The sequence below is a fragment of the Enterococcus sp. 1001283B150225_161107_E12 genome, from assembly GCF_015556925.1.
GTDB lineage: Bacteria > Bacillota > Bacilli > Lactobacillales > Enterococcaceae > Enterococcus_B > Enterococcus_B mundtii.
In genome coordinates this window covers 66,506-86,908 of the sequence record NZ_JADNNI010000005.1, presented here as the reverse complement: position 1 = coordinate 86,908, position 20,403 = coordinate 66,506, and the positions used below count along the sequence as shown (strand labels likewise).

Here is a 20,403-nt window from a genome sequence, read left to right as displayed (position 1 = left end):
GTGACGAACGTTGCCGATATGACAAACGTTGAAAAAATCATCGTACTAGATTACGGTAGTCAATATAATCAATTGATTACACGACGCATCCGTGATTTAGGTGTTTTTTCTGAATTATTGAGCCACCGTATTACAGCTGAAGAAGTGAAAGCCATGAATCCGAAAGGGATCATCCTTTCTGGAGGACCAAACAGTGTCTATGATGAGAATGCTTTTGGCATTGATCCTGAAATCTTCAATTTAGGCATTCCAGTGTTGGGTATTTGTTATGGTATGCAATTGATCACGTACAAACTTGGCGGTTCTGTTGAGCCTGCGAAAAACCGTGAATACGGCAAAGCATTGCTTGAAGTAACAGCCGATGATGCGGCACTATTCAGCCAAACACCAAAACAACAAACCGTTTGGATGAGCCATGGGGATCTAGTAACCAAAGTACCAGAAGGTTTTGAAACTGTTGCTACAAGTAGCGATTGCCCAATTGCATCGATCCAAGACAAAGAACGTAACTTCTACGGTATTCAATTCCACGCAGAAGTCCGTCATTCAGAATACGGAATCGAATTATTACGTCATTTTGCTTTTGACATCTGTCACTGTGAAGGCAATTGGACAATGAACAATTTCATCGACATGCAGATCGAAAAAATCCGTGAACAAGTTGGCGATAAAAAAGTCTTACTTGGTTTATCTGGCGGAGTAGATTCAAGCGTCGTTGGTGTCCTTTTACAAAAAGCGATCGGTGATCAATTAACATCGATTTTCGTTGACCATGGTCTATTGCGTAAAGGCGAAGCGGATCAAGTCATGGAAAGCTTAGGCGGAAAATTCGGCTTGAACATCATCAAAGTAGATGCAAGAGAACGTTTCTTAAATAAACTTGCAGGTGTCTCTGATCCTGAACAAAAACGTAAAATCATCGGTAACGAGTTCGTCTACTTGTTTGACGACGAAGCAACAAAACTTGCCGGCGAAGAAGGCGTGTCTTTCTTAGCACAAGGAACACTTTACACCGACGTAATCGAAAGTGGAACAGAAACTGCCCAAACGATCAAATCACACCACAACGTAGGTGGCTTGCCTGAGGACATGCAATTTGAATTGATCGAACCATTGAATACACTATTCAAAGACGAAGTCCGCGAACTAGGGACACAGCTTGGTATGCCTGACTCAATCGTTTGGCGCCAACCATTCCCTGGACCAGGTCTTGGTATCCGTGTCTTAGGTGAAATCACTGAAGAAAAATTGGAGATCGTCCGTGAATCAGATATGATCTTACGCGAAGAAATCGCCGCTGCCGGTCTTGACCGCGACATCTGGCAATACTTCACTGTTTTACCTGGTATCCGTTCTGTTGGTGTCATGGGCGACGGTCGTACGTATGACTACACAGTCGGTATCCGTGCGGTCACATCGATCGATGGTATGACAGCTGACTTTGCACGTATCCCATGGGATGTGCTACAAAAAATCTCTGTACGTATCGTCAATGAAGTCGCACACGTGAACCGTATCGTGTACGATATTACCTCTAAACCACCAGCAACTGTGGAGTGGGAATAGAATAATCAAAATAACCGTGAATCCTTTGTTAATGAAGGGATCCACGGTTTTTTTGTTTTGTAACTAAAGGAATACAAAAAGAGGTACATTTAATAACTTTGTTTCTTTGATGTACTATTTATAGTTGTGTCATAGCTAAATTTCTGAACAAGAAGTTTATACCATAAAGATATGTCTTTATAGCTGTTGTCTTGCTTTATTTTATGGGAAAGGTTCTACTCAACACACAAATTGAAGTCCATTGAAAAATGAGACCAATAATCTATCTTTTTAAAACACTGTTTTTATTGAAAAATATAGCTTTGTAAAAAAGTAAGGCTAATTCATTCACCTATTTTTTTAATACAATGACATCTTTACCATCAATTTGGACATTTAATACACCTTGCTCATCGTATCCAATAAAATCAAAATACCAAAGTACTTTACCCTCATTAGATAAACGACTTTCCAATAAGTTAGATTCTTTCAGTTTACCTTCACTTTCATAGGTGAGTTTTATGTCCATACTATTTTTTGCACCATTCAACTGATCAGCTTCTACAACAAACATTGTAGGATAAGCTTTGCCAAAGGCTTTATTGCCAGTTTCTATTACATTACCTGTAAAACCAATTGGTTGAAAATTTTTCATTTCTTGTACATTTACAGGTAAAGGCCAATTACCTTCCGTAGTTAATATTTCAACCTTAGAAAATCCTTTCCCAGCTCCTTTTTCACCTTGATTTACTCCACTTATTTTGTTAATTTCAACTGACAGTTCCTCCATAGTATCAAAATCATTTTCGAAACTATTTATTAGATAAGAAATTTCTAAAGTATTTGTGGAATCATCGAAATATTGATTAAATGTATACGAGTCAACTTGAGAATCTTCTGTAGAGTTGTTTGTAAACAGTACTTTACCATCTTCTTTGATCGAAAATCCTAGGTTATAGTAATCTATTCTTGAGGACACAAGCTTGGATTTTTCAGGAAGATTGATAATGAAATATAGTCCTAATTGTTTCTGGTCTATGTAAGCTTTTTCTAATTTGATTTCAATTTCGTTGTCTTTAACAACACTATTTAGTTGATGAACAAATTCTTCTTCCACTAACTTTTTTGATGTAAATTGCCCAAATTTCAAATAATTTCCAACAGCTTGTGTTATTGGGGAGATGCAAACAACTATCAAAACCAACGCAGCTATACTAGCTATTAGTATTGTTCCAAGTCTTCTTTTCTTATTTCTACTTGTTTTGATTTTTTGGTACGCGACATCTATTTTTTCTTTTACTTCCCTAGGTATTTTTTCTTCATTATTTTTTAGATTAGCTAATTCTTTTTCAAAATCTTCATTCATATTTTTAATCACCTTTCGTGTATTCTTTTTTCAACCAGGCTTTACCTCTAAAAATTCTTGATTTCACAGTCCCTAATGGTTCTCCAATAATAATACTAATCTCTTTGTATGAAAAACCGCTGTAATAATAAAGTAAAATCGGTACTCTATACACCGGATCTAGCTTTGAAATAAGGTTTTCAAGTTCCAATCCTTCTTCACAATCTTCTACTAATAATTTTTGATGATTGTCAGAATAGTTATAGGAAAATTTATTATTTTTCTTAATCAGGTTATAACTCTGATTAATTAATATTTTTGTTATCCACGTATGAAAATATTGAGGCTGTTTCAAATTCCCAATTTCTTCAAAAGCAATTAAAATAGTATCTTGTAAAACATCGGCTGCATCTTCTATACCTAAATATCTTTTGGCTATCCCATAAAGAACATTTTCATACTGCTCTATTAACTTTACAAAGGCTTCCCCATCCCCTTTTTGAGCTCTTTTAACTAGCCATTTTTCACTTGACAATAGAAATTCACCACCTTTATCTACTCTATTAGAGCAAAAAAACATGCAAAAAGTTCCCTTTCAAAAAATTTTTCTTAAACAATGGATACCTTGTCAAATCAGCTGAATAAAAGTTGGATCGAATAACAAAAAGACTGAGAGGTATCTAAGCTCTCAGTCTTCAATCATATTTAAATTTTCTCACTAAGCATCTCAATCACTTCAACTACCTAATTTTTACATAAAAGGTGAATCTATACATATCAGAACCACTTAATCAGCTCAACAAATTTTGATTTTTTCTAACAAAATTCATTTTCATGCTGGTATTTTTTGATCAAAAAATAGAAATCAACTTTAGTCTATTAGCAGCTGATTGAATATTCTATCTACTTAGATCATCTTATTGGACTTTCTTTCTTCTTGTTAAATAGATTAATGAAACAAGAAATGTTACTACTCCAACCAGTTGTCATATGTGGTTTGTTTGCTCTCCAGTGTGGAGTAAGTTTTTATTATTATTTTTGTTGCTTGTTTTATTGTTTGTATTTTGAGAATGTGCAACTTTATTATCCTTGCTTGTAGTTCCATTTTTTTCTTTCTCTCTAACAGTGATCGCGGCGGTACTCGTTACTCCAGCTCTATTGTTGATGATCTAATAAAGGTGCCTCTGGAGCAATAATCATTTTATGCCATCAAAACCGAATATATACTATTCCAGAAACAGCTCTTTTTTTTAACATCTTTGACTAGTTCGCTCTAAAAATTAGGTAAAATTTTTGCTCTGCTTTATAAAGTAATTCCTTAGATAATAAAAACACATCCCTAAAGAGGCTGCGAACATTATCCATAGATACTCATGAAGCGGTATACTGATTTTTATACTATCCAGGTATTCCAATGTCTTTTCAAATGTATATGACAGAAGAAACATCAGTAAAAACACTTTGAGCTTGCCAAGTTTTTGTTCAATACTTCGTTCACCTAATGTAGCTAGTCCTAAAATCAATCCAATAGTACTTGGGTACAATATAACAAATTCTTGTTTTGAAAATATTTTTGCAATTCCAACAGCAATTAAACTCACATATGAAGCAAGTAACACGTTTCTTAATATATTACTTAATATGATTTTCATGTTCGCATCAACTCCAAAATAGATGTTTTGCATAGGCTAACTATTTAACTTTCTTACAAGTGGATATACATCACTTATACCATTTTCTGTCGATGGTTTTCGATATTAGTCAGAATATACCTTTTTGAAGTCATAATCGTACATGAGGTTTTGACAAAAGTTCTCAAATTCGAGAAATAACCTCAAAAAAGAATTGTTCATCATATTTCCCATTCACTTTAAAAAAAAAGAAAAATCAATGTTTTTACTTTTTAAATTATTGTATAATACTCATATCAATTGAAAAATGGGAGGTTTTATGAACGTATTCCAGTTAAATGAAGGCATTTATCAAGCAATCGTCGATGGCACTTTGAAAGGATAATTACACTATCTTGATGAACGTAAAGCAAAGAAGAAGGAAATGTTGGTTAGCGGTGCATACGCTTGGACGAAAGGGAATCATATTGATGATCAAGTAGCAAAAATCGGACAAAGTGTTGGCATTGATTTTACAGTTGAAAAAGCTGGCTATACCTGGGAATATTTACAGTTCACCCTAAATGAAGAAGCCGATACTTTTATGTTGATCGTCAAGAACTCTCGGCGAATCCGCCAAACATTTGATGGCGTGATAAAAAAAGAAAAAAACTACCTAACAGACTTAGCCGATCTTAATCTTCCCGCATTCAAAGAAACAGGATTGACGCTTTTAGAAAAAACCGAGCAAATCGAATTAGAATTAAATTATCCCGAAGAAATAAAAGCGATCCAAGAAGGTCGCTCTTTAGCGGTTGAACATGCTTGTTCTCGTTTTTACATAGTTACATACGAAATCAATGACGACACCAAAATAATTGACTCTATCCACTTAATGATGCCCAATAGTGAGACAATGAGTTTAGTTTTGATAAAAGATTTATCCACTTATATGGCTACTAGCCCTTATGAGATTACATATGAAGATGTAGCGATCATCAAAGAAGAAAAAACGACCGATCAAACAATCTTTTCCGGAGAACCAAATGCTTTTGGGCTCTCTGTCGCTGTAGAGATAGAGGAAAAAGAGAATTAATGAAATTAAAAAGTTAGGATGTGTTAACCATGTTTTTCGGAGAGAAATTACAAGCTGTTCGAGAGTTAAAAGGTCTCTCCAGAAAAGAGCTCGCTGATTTGGTCAATGTCAGCGAGCAAGCGATATGGCAGTATGAAAATGGATATACGGTTCCTAAATTTGAGATCGTAAATAAATTTAAACAAATTTTTTTTGTGAAACCGCAATTCTTTTATACTGAAGCTTTTATCAAAAACATAGCCACAATCGAACAGATTGCCTATAGAGCAGAAGATCGTGAAGCTAGAAAAAAAGCAAAGATGGAAACAACGTATTTAGATTTTGTTAGCCATTTTATTTTAGTATTTGAAGCGAATGTGGAAGAACCGCCAAAAACAATCTATCACTTAAGACAAGCATCTGAAAAGGATTATTATAACGCTTCTAAAACTACTGATAAAAAAATGATCATTCAACATCTAGCAGAAAAAGCTAGAATTGAATTAAATATAAAGAACAATAAAGAATTATTGTATAAATTAGAAATGTCTGGAATTTCGATACTTGAAAAAAATATGGGCGCAGAGATTGATGCCTATAGTGTTTGGACGAAAGAAAACCGCCCCTTTATCATTTTAGGAAATCGAAAAAAATCCTCTGTCAGAAGAAATTTTGATTTGGCACATGAACTAGGACACCTTTTAATGCATCGATTGATTGATATGGATAGTCTTTCTAAAGAGGAACATAAGGTCATTGAAAAAGAAGCAAATGACTTCGCCTCTTATTTCTTACTTCCGGAACAAGAACTTATCAACGATTTTAAGCAAATCAAGAAGAAATCGAACCCATACTCTTATGTGGAATTGAAAATGAAATATATGGTTTCAATCATTGCTTTAGAGTACCGTGCGTATAAGTTGGGCTTACTTAGTTTCGAGGAAAACAGATATTTTTATGCTTCACTCAATAAATACAATATGCGCGATAAAGAACCTCTAGATGAAGACATTCCAATTGTTCAACCTGGTAAAATACGCGCACTTCTTCATTTTGTTTTTGAAAATCAACTTCTTTTATTAACTGATTTTTTGGATAAATACAATATTGAGCTTTCTTTTCTAGCTAACCTACTCAGTGTTGATGAAGACTTTTTAACAAAATTCAATGATACGGTTCGAACAGACTATTATCATTCGAATATCATCCATTTTTCACCTAATCGAAAATAGGAACAGTTAAACTTTCTAGCAATTTTTTACCTCATGAAATTTACCAAAAGTAATTTTTTCAATAATAAGCCATCAAAGCCAAAAATACTTTTTAGCTTTGATGGCTTATTTTGAATGCTCACTTCAATTCTAAATAGGTCATCTAGACTATTTTTTATGCTACTTTAAGTACCAATTCTATTAAATATCTCTTTGATTCCAACTATTACATTGATTCTTCCCAAACTTTGACACTGATAACTGTCTCTTTTAGCAACTCCCCGCTGATTTCTTTATCATTCATAAAAAGACCACTACTTCTGTACGGATAATCACTCTCTAAAATAATAGCTATCTCCTCTTTATGTTTTCTAGCTCCGCTCGCATAGCTTTAGGTATGACATCAGAACGCTCAAAATAAAATCCACTTGAATAAGTACATCGATTTGTCCAAATTCTCTTAGTAAAAATTAGTACTAATTTTCTCACTTTGCCGATTCTCTTTTTCATTCTAAAGCCTTTGTTTTTCATACACTTGAATTCTATTAGCATTTATTTAAGCCAAACAATGACAACTAAAAATCAATATTGAAACAATACCTTCTCTTTTACTCACTCCTCCCTTTTAAACATTCTGCTAAACATTAAACTTTAATTAGTACCCTTTTATCATTACCTTGTTTCACTCATAAACTGTCTGTTGAAACCGAAAAAACATTGTTATACCAAGGACTACCACATTAATGTGGTAATTAATTATCATTTACTACATAACAAAATTTCATTAAGATAGAATTAAGGAAGCGCTTCCGGAGGTGGGTTCGATGAGTTTAAGCAAAAGGGAAAAGTTGTTGCTACGTCTACTTTTAGACCAAGAAAAGTATCAACCAGCAGCATTTTTCCAAAAACAGTTGTATGTCTCTCCTAAGACAGTTTACAACGACTTAACAAGTTTGGAAGAAAAAATAAAAGAAACTGGTACCGTGATCACTAAGCTACCTCGCAAGGGTATTCGCTTAGAAGGTACTGAATCAGCGAAACAAAATGCACGTTCTTTGTTGGTATATGAGCAACTCATTCTTGATGAATACTCCCCAGAATACCGACGCTTGTTTATATTCGGGAACTATTTTTTTTCAGAAAAAGCCATGCGTTATCATGAGTTTGCTGAATACTTTTTTGTGAGCCAGCAGTCAATCAAAAATGATGTAGATGACATCGTAAGATTTTGCCAATCCAAACAGATCACAGGAAAAGTAACGTCACATGGATTGCAATTGATCGCAGATGAGTCTGTTCAACAAAATGTTTTCAAATCATTCTTAGAACCATATATGGAAACTGAAGGAAGTCAACATACTTCTATTCCTTCGCTGTTTGATGAGCGAATTATTGACCTGACAGAACAGTTTATTTATGGGATGATCCAGCAAATTGGACGGCAAATTAATAACTATTTTGTAGAATCATTATCTTTATCCTTACAGATTTTTTTATCTAGGCTTCTTTTAGATCATCACATCGAAAAGCAAGAACAGCTAGTCTTTGATGAATTGAAACGAATGAAACTGTATATGATTGCCCGTTCATTTGCCGAAATGGTTAATGAATCCTTGTCTATTTCATTACAGGAGTCAGATATCCAATATATCTGTTCGCTCTTACTTGCTCATGGGATCGAACCTTATGTCCAAAGTACGGATAAGCCTGATTCAGTCATCACTGTTTCCACAAAACAAATCATTGATAAAATGTCGACTTTATTGAAAATTGATCTGACACAAGATGAACTGTTGTTACAAGCTTTGCTCTCACATATCGTACCCATGATCCATCGTCTGAAAACTGGTATGTTGATCAAGAACCCTTTGCTTAAAAGTATCAAAACACAATATTCGACGATGTTCACATTGACCAAGTATGCGATTAGCGAGTTAGAGAAAGAATTCCGCTGTTCTTTAACAGAGGATGAAGTCTCTTTTCTCACGATTCATTTCCAACTGGCTTTTGAAAAGCGAAAGATGACAAATCATATCCTCATCGTTTGTCGCTCTGGCCTTGCCACTTCAGAATTGATTTTCAATCGGATCAAGCAGACCATTTCGGCGAATACGGTTTTAGAAATCATTCAATCAAACAAACTCTCTCATACTTCTTTGGAAATGGTTGATCTAATCATTTCAACAATCCCTTTAGAAGAAGTAGAACCGCCTGTTATGTACGTGTCTGCTTTACCAACTACCGAGGAAATCACAAACATTTCAGCAAGAATTTCTAATTTGAATGAAAATGAAAAAAAATTCCATTCAAAAAAATATCAATCGCCCACTTTACTAAAAAAATATCTTGACCCAGATTTCATTTATATACAAAAGCCCTTTTCAACAAAAGAAGCGATCTTGTCTTTTTTAGCCAATGATTACTTGGAAAAAGACTTAGTTAGCCACGGTTTTAAACGCTCTTTATTTGATCGAGAAGAATTAGGTAGTACAGGACTAAAAACCGGGGTGGCCATCCCTCATGCTGATCCACATACAGTGAAAGAAACAAAATTGGCATTTGTCACACTTGCTTCACCGATTGCTTGGGGAGACACAAAGATCCAATTGATTGTTTTATTAGCAATCGCTGAAGAAAATATGACCGAAGCAAAAGAATTGATCGCTTCAATTTATGACTTGTTCAATTCATCAGAAGAAATCCAGTGGATTGTAGCGAGTCAAACACCAGATGAACTTTATCACAGACTTTTAAGAGGAGGGAATGAGCTTGTTTTTTGATCATCAACTTGCACTATTGAATCAATCATTCGCAACGAAAGAAGAAGCGTTGCAAAAGCTATCAGAAGAACTACGAAAGAAACAATGTGTCACGGATGATTTCTATCAAAATATTATTCGACGTGAGGAAGTATTTCCGACAGGTTTAGCCATCAACGGTATAGGCGTTGCGATTCCACATACAGATAGCCAGTATGTCAATGAATCACAAGTGGCGTTCATGTCACTCAAAAAACCATTACCATTTATTGAAATGGGCACCAATGATAAAGAGATAGATGTTTCATTGTTGTTTATGCTTGCGTTGAAAGAACCTCATGAACAGTTGGAAATGTTGCAACAATTGATTGAGATGTTCCAGAAACCTGGCGTTTTAGAGGAACTCTTAACACTCACTACAGAAACAGAATATCTAGCGATTATCAAAAAATATGGCTTACATTAAGGAGGAACATTTATGTTAGACGCATTACAGTGGTTTGTTGATTTAGGTTCGATTGTTGTCCTTCCTATCCTTATCTTTATTTTCGGAATCATTTTAGGAACAAAACCAGGAAAAGCATTTACTTCGGCGTTGACAGTTGGTGTTGGTTTTGTCGGATTGAATCTAGTAATTGACTTACTAGGAAACAGCTTGGGACCAGCGGCACAGCACATGGTTGAGCGTTTAGGGTTAAACTTGACCACGATCGATGTCGGTTGGCCAGCAGCCGCAGCAATTTCTTATGGAACGATTTTGGGGAGTCTCGCTATTCCAATCGGTGTGGTATTGAATATCGTACTGATTTTACTCGGCTTGACGAAAGTATTGAATGTTGATATCTGGAATATCTGGCATGCTGCATTTATTTCTTCACTTATTTTTGCTTTGACCGGTGATTTCGCTATGGGAATCGTTGCAACGGTGATTTATTTGATGATGATCCTTTTGATGGGCGATATTTTAGGTCCGATTATCAACAAATTTTATGGATTCCCGAATATTACGTTCCCTCATGGAACAGCAGCTCCAGGATTTGTCTTTGCATTACCAATGAACTGGATTTTTGACCGTATCCCAGGATTGAAAGATTGGAAAGCTGACCCAGAAACGATTCAAAAGAAATTCGGTGTTTTTGGTGATTCAACTGTAATGGGCTTTCTGATTGGTTTGGTGATGGGGATTTTAGCTGGCTATGATGTTGCAGGTACTGGTCAATTGGCGGTTCAAACAGGAGCAGTTATGGTGATCATGCCTAAAATGGTTGCTTTATTAATGGAAGGGCTTACTCCAATATCAGAAGCTGCCAATGAATTTGTCAAAAAACGTTTCCCAGGAAGAGAACTTTATATCGGAATGGATGCTGCGTTATCTGTAGGTCATCCAGCTGTTCTTTCTTCTTCCTTATTACTCGTGCCGATTACGATCTTATTAGCGGTTATCCTACCCGGCAATACAACTTTGCCTTTTGGTGACTTAGCAACGATTCCATTCTTGATCTGTTTGATGGCTGCAGTCTTTGCAGGAAACATTATTCGAACAGTAATCGCTGGAACACTCTATATGGTAAGTATTCTTTACATCACATCTTGGGTTGCCCCACTAGTCACAACAGCTGCTCGTTCGGCAAACTTTGATTTACAAGGAAACTCAACGATTACTGCGATGGCAGAAGGCGGTCTTTGGACCACTTGGATGTATGTCGGACTAACAAAAGTTTTAAGCTGGGGTGGTTTAGCGATCATCGGTGCAGTTGTTCTTTTCGGATTGATCTACGTCAACAAAATTTTACCAAAAAAACAAGCAGCTAAAACAGCTGAATAGGAGGAAACTAGAATGAAAAAATTATTGATTATGTGTGGTACAGGTGTTGCAACTTCTACCGTTGTAACGAACAAAGTAAAAGAATGGTTAAAAGAAAATGGGCTAACGGAGCAAGTAAAGTTGTATCAATCAAAAGTAGCCGACGAAATGAATAAAATCGATGAATATGACATTGTTGTCAGTACGACAGTCGTGCCAGATTCAATCAAAGATCGTGTCATTATGGGTCTGCCTTTGTTGACAGGTATCGGTACCGAAGCGATGTATGCTGAAATCGAGAAGAAAATCAACGAATAAAGGAGAATCCACATGCTGGTTACCACAAAAGAATTATTTGAACAGGCAGATAAAAACAATTACGCGATCCCTGCTGCCAATTTCTTCGATTTAGATAGCGCAAGAACGTACGTAAAAACAGCTGAACGATTAAAGAAACCATTGATCTTGGCGTTTGCCCAGTCTCATATGAATATGATGTCGTTAGAAGAAGCCGCTTTGATTGGTAAATTCTTAGCAGAAAAAAGTACTTCACCTGTCGCCTTACATTTAGATCATGGTCAAGACGAAGCAATCATCAAGCAAGCAATCGATCTAGGATTTACTTCGGTCATGATCGACGCATCAGAAGATTCATTCGAAGAGAACGTTCGCCGATCAAAAGCGATCGCTGATTATGCTCATCCTTTCGGTGTGGTTGTTGAGGCAGAAATCGGTCACGTCGGCGCTGGAGATAGCTTGGAATCAGAGGAAAGTGACTCCATCTATACAGAATTTAGTGAAGCTGTGAAATTTGCAGAAGCAACTGGCGTAGACTCATTGGCAGTATCTATCGGTACCGCCCACGGTCACTATACAGGTACACCTAAAATCAATTTCGATGTTCTACAACAGCTGTATGAGGCATTAGCTATTCCTTTAGTGTTACACGGTGGTTCTTCTTCTGGGGATGAAAATCTTGAGAAATGTGCGCTGAACGGGATTCGTAAAATCAATATCTTTACCGACTTTATCACAGCAGCAATGGATAAGATCCGTGAAGAGCAACCAGAAAATTACTTTGACTTGATCCATGATGCAAACGAAGCAATCGCTAAAACTCTAGAGCAATATTTTAATGTCTTCCACACAGCTTCTCATGAATAAAGGAGTGTAATTATGCAAAAAAGAACCTTACGTACCCCATTCTTTGTTGTTAATCCGAAAGCTTATTTATATGGCGACCAAGCACTTGCCTTAGCCAAGGTAGCAGATGAACTATCTGCTACACACGATATTGACATTTTATTCACTGTCCAGCATGTCGATGCTGCCCGAATCAAAAACGAAACTTCTAATTTATTTATTACTGTCCAACATTTGGATGGCCTCCAAGTCGGTCGTGGCATGGGATATATTCTTCCTGAAGCAGTTGCTGAAGCTGGGGTTACTGCTACGTTTTTAAATCATGCGGAACATCCAATGACTGTCAATGAACTTACAAAAGCAGTAAAACGTGCAGATGAATTAGGCATCCTTACGATCGTTTGTGCAGATTCCATTGAAGAAGCACAAGCAGTGGCAACACTTCATCCTGATGTGATGGTCTGTGAACCGACGGAGTTGATTGGCACTGGTCAATCCAGTGATATTTCTTACATGAAAGCAACCAATGATGCGGTTCGCGCAATCAATCCAGACATCCAGCTCTTACAAGCAGCGGGGATTTCTACTGTTGAAGATGTAGAAAAAGCGTTATTATCCGGTGCAGATGGTACTGGGGGAACAAGCGGTATAGTGGCGGCTGACGACCCTGCTCAAACATTGACGAATATGATCCAGAAAGTAGCAGAACTAAAAAAGGAGCTTAAATAGATGAAATTCGCAAAAGATCAATTAACTTTGACTTCAAATGGTAATCGTGTGTCTTATCATAATATTACTGAACAGGTCAAAGCAATCGTTGAGAAAAGTCAAATCACGAATGGTATTTGTCTCGTTCAATCTCCTCATACGACTTGCTCAGTGATTTTTGAAGAGTATATGCACGATACCGATTTTAATGGCGATGAATTTCTACAAGTAGACCTAAATCGTATTTTAGATAAAATCATTCCGAGAGAGCTATCTGAGAACACGAATTATCGTTATCCAGGACCGAAGCATTTAGAATTCCTGATGGGTCTGGATGATCCTAACTATCCAACCGATCCTGCAACGATTTTAAATGGCGATGCTCACATCCGCTCTTCCTTTTTCGGTGCAAGCGAAAGTTTTATTTTGAGCGAAGGAAAATTAGAGATTGGCTCTGTTGGCTATATTTACTTCGTAGACTTTGACCAAAACCGTGTACGAAACCGAACCTGTCACGTCATGGTGATGGGAGAGTAACTTCTCGCTTTCGATTTCCCATTCATTCGGAACCACCATTGATGGCTAAACAAAACAGACGAAACAGCACGCACATCCTACCTACTCCCATTGGTTGATGTGAAGGTGTCGTTTCGTCTTTTTTGTTGTCTGAAATCAAATGGTTCTTCTAGTGGTCAACGAGAATGGAACACCCCAGCGGATGATCGTTTGCTCCTTGAACTTTTCGATTTCTAAACACCACTTGGACGTTTGATAACCCTTCTGTCTTGATTTGATAGCTCTCATCTTCGGGTATGACAGTGATCGTACCAACTGCAAGCCCCTGTTGATCTACCACTTGTTGCGTCACTTTTTCAGTCAGTTCAAAAACGTGCACAGTCAAGTCTTTCGTGTAGTCGTATGCAGCGGTCGTATCCACGGAACCTTCGATGATCAATGAATTAGGACGGACCATGAGGGGTAAGTGGAAGTAATCATAGGTCTGTGTGTACCATTGTTGTCCTTCATATACATGATTATCTAAATAATTCGTCCAACGTCCCTCTGGTAAATAAAAAGTGACCTTTCCCTGCCCATTGAAAATCGGTGCAATCAACAGCCGTTCACCGAACATATACTGTTTATCGATCGTATGCGTCGTATAGTCTTCTGGAAATTCCAGCATCACTGGACGCATCATCGGGATACCTGTTTGCGCTGTTTCTACCGCTTGCTCATAGATATAAGGCATCAAGCGATTTTTTAATTTTGAAAATCGTTGGCTGACCAATACCGCTTCTTCCCCAAAGTTCCACGGTACTCGGTATTCAATATTACCATGGTAGCGACTATGAGTAGATAATAATCCGAATTGTGTCCAACGTTTATAAATATCCGCTGTCGCATTCTCTTCAAATCCACCAATGTCATGGCTCCAGAAGCCAAAGCCGGATAACACAAATGAGAGTCCACCCCGCAGTGATTCCGCCATGGACGGGTATTCCGATAAGTTGTCCCCACCCCAATGAACTGGGAATTTTTGTGAACCAACCGAAGCAGAACGAGCAAATACGACCGCTTCATCTGGGCGTAATTCTGCTAATAATTCAAAGACGACTTCGTTATAAAGATACGCATAATAGTTGTGCATTTTTTGCGGGTCAGAACCATCGTGGTAATTCACATCCGTAGGTATACGTTCACCAAAATCCGTCTTGAAGGAATCGACGCCAATTTCTATGAGTTCTTTCAGCCTTTCTTTGTACCAATGACGCGCTTCTGGATTTGTAAAGTCAATGATTCCTTGACCCGCTTGCCAAAGATCCCACTGCCAAACTTCGCCATGTTTATCTTTGATGAAATAGCCTTTCTCTTTACACTCTTGAAAGGCCGCCGCTTTTTGTCCGATATACGGGTTGATCCATACGCAGACCTTCAAGCCCTTCTGATGGATTTTTTCAATCAGTTGTTGCGGATCTGGAAACAGCTCGCGATTCCATTCAAAACCGCACCACTCGAATTCTTTCATCCAAAAACAATCAAAATGAAAGACATCAAACGGAATCTCTCGTGTCTGCATTTCTTCAATAAATCCCATGACTGTTTCTTCACGATAGTCCGTCGTAAAGGAAGTTGATAACCACAAACCAAACGACCATGCAGGTGGCAATGCGGGTTTGCCCGTTAAATCAGTGTATTTTCTTAAGATCGTTTTCATATCGGGTCCATAGATGATATAGTATTCCAATCGTTCACCTACTACACTGAATTGTGTGCGTGAAACATTCTCCGAACCAACTTCAAATGAGACATTTTCAGGATGATTGACAAAGACACCATACCCTTGGTTCGTTAAATAAAATGGGATATTTTTATACGCTTGTTCACTACCAGTACCGCCATCTTGATTCCAACAATCAATGATTTGCCCATTTTTGATGAATGGGGTGAAACGTTCACCTAAGCCATAGACATATTCATACGGATCTAATGATAACTGTTCTCGCATGTAATACAGGCCGTCACTACTTTTGACCAACGCCTGTGCTTTTGGCAAAGAAGAAGTCAAACATTTCCCTTCCGCGAGAAAATCAATTTGGAATGCGGCGTTTTTCGGCACTCGTGCGACTAATTGTCCTGATTGGAACGTATAAAATTTTTCATTTTCTGTATCGATCATGACCGAAGATGATTGCTTGTTGAGTTGAAAATGAGGACCGGTTTGTGCTTTGTCATGATGCACCAGTTGTACTTTGATAATATCTTCTCTTGGTGATTCAAAAGACAAGGTCGTCATCCCTAGATTCAAGGTATCCCCTCTTGTCTGGATCGGTTTATAAGGCAAGAAAAGAGTTAACTTATCCTCCTTCACTTGAGCTTCATAGACATGGTTCGGGTGTTCAAGATGAAACCCTTCTTTTGCCAACCAATAGCCGTTTGTAAACTTCATTTATTTTCCTCCTACTTCACTGCGCCATCTGAAATGCCTTTTACGACATGTTTTTGCAAGACAACAAATAAAATAATAATCGGTAAGACGACGATCACTAGCGCAGCCAGTGCCAAGTGCCACTGCTTATTGAATTCGCCGAAGAAATAAAACATCTGTAAAGGAATTGTATACATCCCTGCTTTGTTGATGCTTAATGAAGGCAACAGATAATCATTCCAAAACCATAAGGCGTTCAACACGATCACTGTCACTGTCGTAGGCTTCAGCAAAGGAAAAATGACTTGCCAATAGATTTGGAAGGTATTTGCCCCATCGATCAATGCCGCTTCATCTAATGATTTCGGAATCCCTCGTAAAGCACCGTAATATAAAAAGGTCGACATACTTGTTGCTAATCCTAGATACATCACCATCAAGCCTGGTTGATTCAGCATACTGACTTGCCCAAAAAGTGAAATCAAGGGAATCATGATTCCCTGAAAAGGAATCAATAAGCCAATTGCGACAATAAAATAAAGAAATGAACTTAAGCGACTCGTGTTTCTCGATAACGCATAGGCCGCCATGGAAGAAACAAACACAATCAATACTAAAGATCCGATCGTTATCAGTAACGAATTAGCTGCACTTTTGAAAAAATCTAATCGCTCGAACGACTCGATATAGTTATCAAGTGTTAGCCCAGTTGGTAAAGTGAGTGTGTTCTGGAATATCTCTGCTTTGGTTTTGAATGAATTGATCACCACTAAGAAAAACGGATAAAACCACAGACTTGCAAGCACCAATCCACTAAAAATCAGTAGAGACTTCTTAACCTGTCGTGGATGTTTCACTTTTGATTGCTTCATGCGCTGACCTCCTTTTTCCGTGTCAGTGAGATTTGAACCACTGAGATGATCACAATAATGACAAGAAAAATCACCGCTTTCGCCTGTGCATACCCCATCTTTCGCATCCCAAATGCTTCATTGTAGATATTCATCGCCACCATTTGCGTGGAATTGAACGGACCACCTTGTGTCAGTGCTAAGTTTTGATCATAGATTTTAAATGCGTTGGACAACGTCAAGAACAAAGTGACGGTGAAAGCTGGCATCAACATGGGTAATTTGATACGGAAAAAGACTTGCAAAGGATTCGCCCCATCCATATCTGCCGCTTCCAAAATCTCTTCTGGAATATTGTTGAGAAATGAGATATAGATCAGCATCATATAGCCACTCATTTGCCAAACAAATAAAATAATGAGCCCCCAAAACCCCGTTTCCGGCGTGTTCAGCCAACCGGCAAAAAAATCAATGCCCGTCATAGTCGCCAGACTTTCAAATGCTTTATTGAAAATAAACTGCCAAATAAATCCTAGGATGATCCCTCCAATCAAATTTGGCATGAAAAAGATCGTACGGAAAAAAGTCGTCCATCTACCTAATTTTTGTGTCACGAACATCGCTAGACCTAAAGCCACGATGTTGATCAAAATCACACTGAAAAATGAGAATTTTGCGGTAAACAGTAAACTGTCGATAAATCCTTGATCATTAAATGCCCGAAGATAGTTTTCAAATCCAACGAATTCACCTACTGTATTGCCATTCCAGTTTGTCAGTGAATAATAACTACCTGTCAGTAATGGAATGAACAAAACGATCGCTAACGCCAATAACGCTGGTGCAAGTAATAACCAAAAAGCTTTTGTGCGATTTGTTAACATGAGAACCCTCCTTGTATCTCACTAGATAAAAACCAACCGTTCACCGCTTACTTCCTTTCTTGTGCCCAATTGGTTTGCAAGGTATCAATAAATTCCTCCCAAGAGATTCGATCGGCTGCATACGCTTGGATCTGGACACCAAATATATTTTGTCCAAACCCATCTGGATAGGAATTATGGACCCATGGAACGGTTTTACCTTCGCTTAAATACGTATAGATTTCCTTAGATAACGGATCATTGATCGCTTCGCTCGAAAAGTTGGTATACGCCGGAATGAATTGAAACTCATCGATGATTGCTGTCATCGCCTGATCATCCGTATACATCCACGTTAAAAATTCGATCGACGCATCAATGACTTCTTGGTCTTTGTCTTTATTGACCCCCCAATACCAAGCTGGCCCCGCCACGATGTTGCTTTCTCCCGATGCTTCGATCTGCATAGGAAGAATCCCTAGTTTTTCTTTCGTGAACGTCTCATCTAAGCTATCCAATGTCGGTACGATCCAATTTCCTTGATGGATGATAGCCACCTTTTCACTGGCAAATAATTCTTCAACAGATGTACTGTAATCCATTGCCTCCATTGGTTGTGCATTGTACTTAATGACCAAGTCGGTGTAGTTTTTCATTTGCTCGGCATAATCTATGCTTAATTCCGGTGCCTCATAGGTCATTTCTAAGCTGTTATCAAACTCCGGAGCAAGAAAATTTGAACTATATTGACTGGATACCCACGTTTCTGCCCCGCTAAAACCAAATACGCCTTGTAGCCCAAGTTCATCTTTTTTACTATCCAATAATTGAACGGCTTCTTCAAATGCCTCAAATGAGTTGATCGATCCACTATCGATGCCAGCTTGTTTAAAAATCTTCTGGTTGATCAACCAGCCATATCCCTCGATATTCATCGGCACCCCATAGACCGTATCGTCGAGTGTAGCCCCCTCTAATGTTCCCTCAATTGCTTGTTTAGCTAACGTCGTTTCCCCAAGATCATAGAGTTTATGTTGCCAAATCTGCGTATCTGCTAATCCACCCAACATAAAGATATCTGGTTCATCCCCTGAGGAAAACTTTGATTGCAACGCTGCTGTCGCATCGGTTCCCCCGCCAACCGTCGTCAAGTTGATCTTGATCTGCGGATGGTCTTTTTCAAAATCCTCTACCAAAGCATCCATTTGCTCGGCTGTTTCTGTCTTGATATTGAAAATCTCTAATGTTACACTACCATCATCTGAAGACCCGCTTTGTGCCGTACCGCAACCAGTAATTCCTAACACCATAACAAAAGCAAGTAGCAAAAATCTTCGTTGTTTCTTCATCACCATTCCTCCTCTTATTCACAAATTGATTATATTGATATTTACAACGGTATGTAATCGCTATCTTAATCGAAATACCTTGTAATATTGATCAAAATGGAGGAAATGTGATGTTTAGACCAAACGATATTTTTACCCCCAATCCCAGTCAACAAGATATTGATATGACACTAAAGGAAATGACCGAACATGGGGATAGTTTATTTCCAATTGCCGTTCACTATACGAATCACCCCGCCCATCAAGAAAATATGATCCACCCCCATTGGCATCGAGAACTAGAGATTCTTTATGTTTATCAAGGACTCATGGAAGTCAAAATAGAAGGAGTATCTTACGTTGTTCACGAAGGAGAGGTCATGTTTATTCCTGCGAATCAATTACATGAAGCACTCAATCATCAAATGAATGCCTGTGCTTTCTTTGCCATCGTGTTTGATGCTTCATTCATTGAAAGTCGCGTTTCCGATCATATCCAGCAAACTTACCTTGATCCATTGCTCCATTCACCAGAACAAGTAGCGATCCATTTTACAAATGATTGCTCAAGTATTGCGGAGATCCAACAACTTGTGATCACGATCATTGATACATTTGCCTTGAAAGAATCTCGCTTTGAACTGACGATCAAAGCACAATTATTCTTACTGATCAAACATTTTTCGCGCTGTAGTACTCAGGTAAATCCTGCAAAATTAGTTGCTAGTAAAAATAAACTCAACACCTATCGCTGTAAAAGAATCATTCTATACCTTGAAGAAAATTACCAAAACACGATCACTCTTGAAGCAATCAGTCGTCATATTGGCTATAGCAAAGAGCATTTCTGTCGTTTTTTTAAAAAACATTTTCGTATGACTTTTTTCACGTATTTAAATCAAATGCGCATCAAAAAAGCCGAGTACCTGTTACTGCATACAGATTTGAAAATCATTGATATTGCCTTGGAAGCCGGTTTTGAAGACCCTAATTACTTCACTAGCCTGTTTAAACGCGAAACGCAAATGACTCCGACAGGTTATCGGAAAAAAATGTGCGATTTCACCAATATATGAGTCTATCTCTTGATTGTTACCAGCAGCTTTTTCACCTCATACAGTAACGATAGTGGAAAAGACTAGGACAACTCTCATAGATAGTTACTGAATATAAAGAAATATCGACTTAAAACTTGGAGAAAGTTTTTTAGTCGATATTTCTTTTATAGATAATCT

Annotated in this window: 18 protein-coding genes; 11 read left to right on the top strand and 7 right to left on the bottom strand. The window is 37.7% G+C overall.

Annotation, left to right across the window (positions count from 1 at the left end):
- Complete coding sequence (guaA, locus tag I2F89_RS05745; protein ID WP_071867748.1) at window positions 1–1,566, top strand: glutamine-hydrolyzing GMP synthase; 1,566 nt, start codon at window positions 1–3, stop codon at window positions 1,564–1,566.
- A gap of 331 nt (window positions 1,567–1,897) precedes the next feature.
- Here the strand turns inward: guaA and I2F89_RS05740 are convergent, their stop codons facing one another.
- The 3 genes from I2F89_RS05740 to I2F89_RS05730 all read right to left on the bottom strand — a co-directional run bounded on the left by I2F89_RS05740 (window position 1,898) and on the right by I2F89_RS05730 (window position 4,542).
- Entirely contained in the window at window positions 1,898–2,911 is a 1,014-nt protein-coding gene (locus I2F89_RS05740) for a DUF4179 domain-containing protein (RefSeq protein ID WP_074799958.1), read from the bottom strand.
- 4 nt (window positions 2,912–2,915) lie between these two features.
- Window positions 2,916–3,425 (bottom strand): RNA polymerase sigma factor, encoded by a 510-nt coding sequence (locus I2F89_RS05735; RefSeq protein ID WP_071867763.1) that lies wholly within the window; start codon window positions 3,423–3,425, stop codon window positions 2,916–2,918.
- A gap of 745 nt (window positions 3,426–4,170) precedes the next feature.
- Window positions 4,171–4,542, bottom strand: a complete 372-nt coding sequence (locus tag I2F89_RS05730; protein ID WP_195513760.1) for a hypothetical protein — start codon at window positions 4,540–4,542, stop codon at window positions 4,171–4,173.
- A 403-nt stretch (window positions 4,543–4,945) separates the two neighbouring features.
- Here I2F89_RS05730 and I2F89_RS05725 point away from each other — a divergent pair, with 403 nt between their 5' ends.
- The 9 genes from I2F89_RS05725 (at window position 4,946) to I2F89_RS05685 (ending at window position 13,737) form a co-directional block, all read left to right on the top strand.
- Window positions 4,946–5,596: a hypothetical protein gene (locus tag I2F89_RS05725; protein WP_229078052.1), complete on the top strand. Its 651-nt coding sequence runs from the start codon at window positions 4,946–4,948 to the stop codon at window positions 5,594–5,596.
- 29 nt (window positions 5,597–5,625) lie between these two features.
- Window positions 5,626–6,807, top strand: a complete 1,182-nt coding sequence (locus I2F89_RS05720) for a helix-turn-helix domain-containing protein (protein WP_195513759.1) — start codon at window positions 5,626–5,628, stop codon at window positions 6,805–6,807.
- Between the two features lie 803 nt (window positions 6,808–7,610).
- On the top strand, window positions 7,611–9,566 hold the full coding sequence (locus I2F89_RS05715; RefSeq protein WP_195513757.1) for a BglG family transcription antiterminator: 1,956 nt from the start codon (window positions 7,611–7,613) through the stop codon (window positions 9,564–9,566).
- On the top strand, window positions 9,556–10,011 hold the full coding sequence (locus I2F89_RS05710) for a PTS sugar transporter subunit IIA (RefSeq protein ID WP_071867753.1): 456 nt from the start codon (window positions 9,556–9,558) through the stop codon (window positions 10,009–10,011). The genes I2F89_RS05715 and I2F89_RS05710 overlap by 11 nt, the downstream gene beginning before the upstream one ends.
- A gap of 12 nt (window positions 10,012–10,023) precedes the next feature.
- Window positions 10,024–11,370: a PTS galactitol transporter subunit IIC gene (locus tag I2F89_RS05705; protein ID WP_195513755.1), complete on the top strand. Its 1,347-nt coding sequence runs from the start codon at window positions 10,024–10,026 to the stop codon at window positions 11,368–11,370.
- 12 nt (window positions 11,371–11,382) lie between these two features.
- The gene (locus I2F89_RS05700; RefSeq protein ID WP_195513753.1) at window positions 11,383–11,667 is read left to right on the top strand and encodes a PTS sugar transporter subunit IIB; all 285 of its coding nucleotides are present in this window, start codon (window positions 11,383–11,385) and stop codon (window positions 11,665–11,667) included.
- A 12-nt stretch (window positions 11,668–11,679) separates the two neighbouring features.
- Complete coding sequence (locus I2F89_RS05695; protein WP_195513751.1) at window positions 11,680–12,513, top strand: class II fructose-bisphosphate aldolase; 834 nt, start codon at window positions 11,680–11,682, stop codon at window positions 12,511–12,513.
- Window positions 12,514–12,525: 12 nt separating this feature from the next.
- The gene (locus I2F89_RS05690) at window positions 12,526–13,221 is read left to right on the top strand and encodes a triose-phosphate isomerase (RefSeq protein WP_195513749.1); all 696 of its coding nucleotides are present in this window, start codon (window positions 12,526–12,528) and stop codon (window positions 13,219–13,221) included.
- On the top strand, window positions 13,222–13,737 hold the full coding sequence (locus I2F89_RS05685) for a YjbQ family protein (RefSeq protein WP_019722787.1): 516 nt from the start codon (window positions 13,222–13,224) through the stop codon (window positions 13,735–13,737).
- 148 nt (window positions 13,738–13,885) lie between these two features.
- Here the strand turns inward: I2F89_RS05685 and yicI are convergent, their stop codons facing one another.
- Genes yicI through I2F89_RS05665 form a run of 4 tightly spaced genes read right to left on the bottom strand, consistent with a single transcriptional unit; the run spans window position 13,886 to window position 19,189 of the window.
- Window positions 13,886–16,147, bottom strand: a complete 2,262-nt coding sequence (gene yicI, locus I2F89_RS05680; protein ID WP_195513740.1) for an alpha-xylosidase — start codon at window positions 16,145–16,147, stop codon at window positions 13,886–13,888.
- 11 nt (window positions 16,148–16,158) lie between these two features.
- Window positions 16,159–16,998 carry a carbohydrate ABC transporter permease gene (locus I2F89_RS05675; protein WP_142433319.1) on the bottom strand — a complete coding sequence of 280 codons (840 nt, stop codon included), beginning with the start codon at window positions 16,996–16,998 and terminating at the stop codon, window positions 16,159–16,161.
- Entirely contained in the window at window positions 16,995–17,861 is an 867-nt protein-coding gene (locus tag I2F89_RS05670; protein WP_071867759.1) for a carbohydrate ABC transporter permease, read from the bottom strand. Before I2F89_RS05670 ends, I2F89_RS05675 begins: the two co-directional genes overlap by 4 nt.
- 47 nt (window positions 17,862–17,908) lie before the next feature.
- Window positions 17,909–19,189, bottom strand: coding sequence for an ABC transporter substrate-binding protein (locus tag I2F89_RS05665; RefSeq protein WP_195513731.1), 1,281 nt, complete (start codon window positions 19,187–19,189; stop codon window positions 17,909–17,911).
- Window positions 19,190–19,299: 110 nt separating this feature from the next.
- Between I2F89_RS05665 and I2F89_RS05660 the strand changes: the two genes are divergently transcribed.
- The gene (locus I2F89_RS05660) at window positions 19,300–20,244 is read left to right on the top strand and encodes a helix-turn-helix transcriptional regulator (RefSeq protein WP_195513729.1); all 945 of its coding nucleotides are present in this window, start codon (window positions 19,300–19,302) and stop codon (window positions 20,242–20,244) included.
- Window positions 20,245–20,403: the final 159 nt, after the last annotated feature.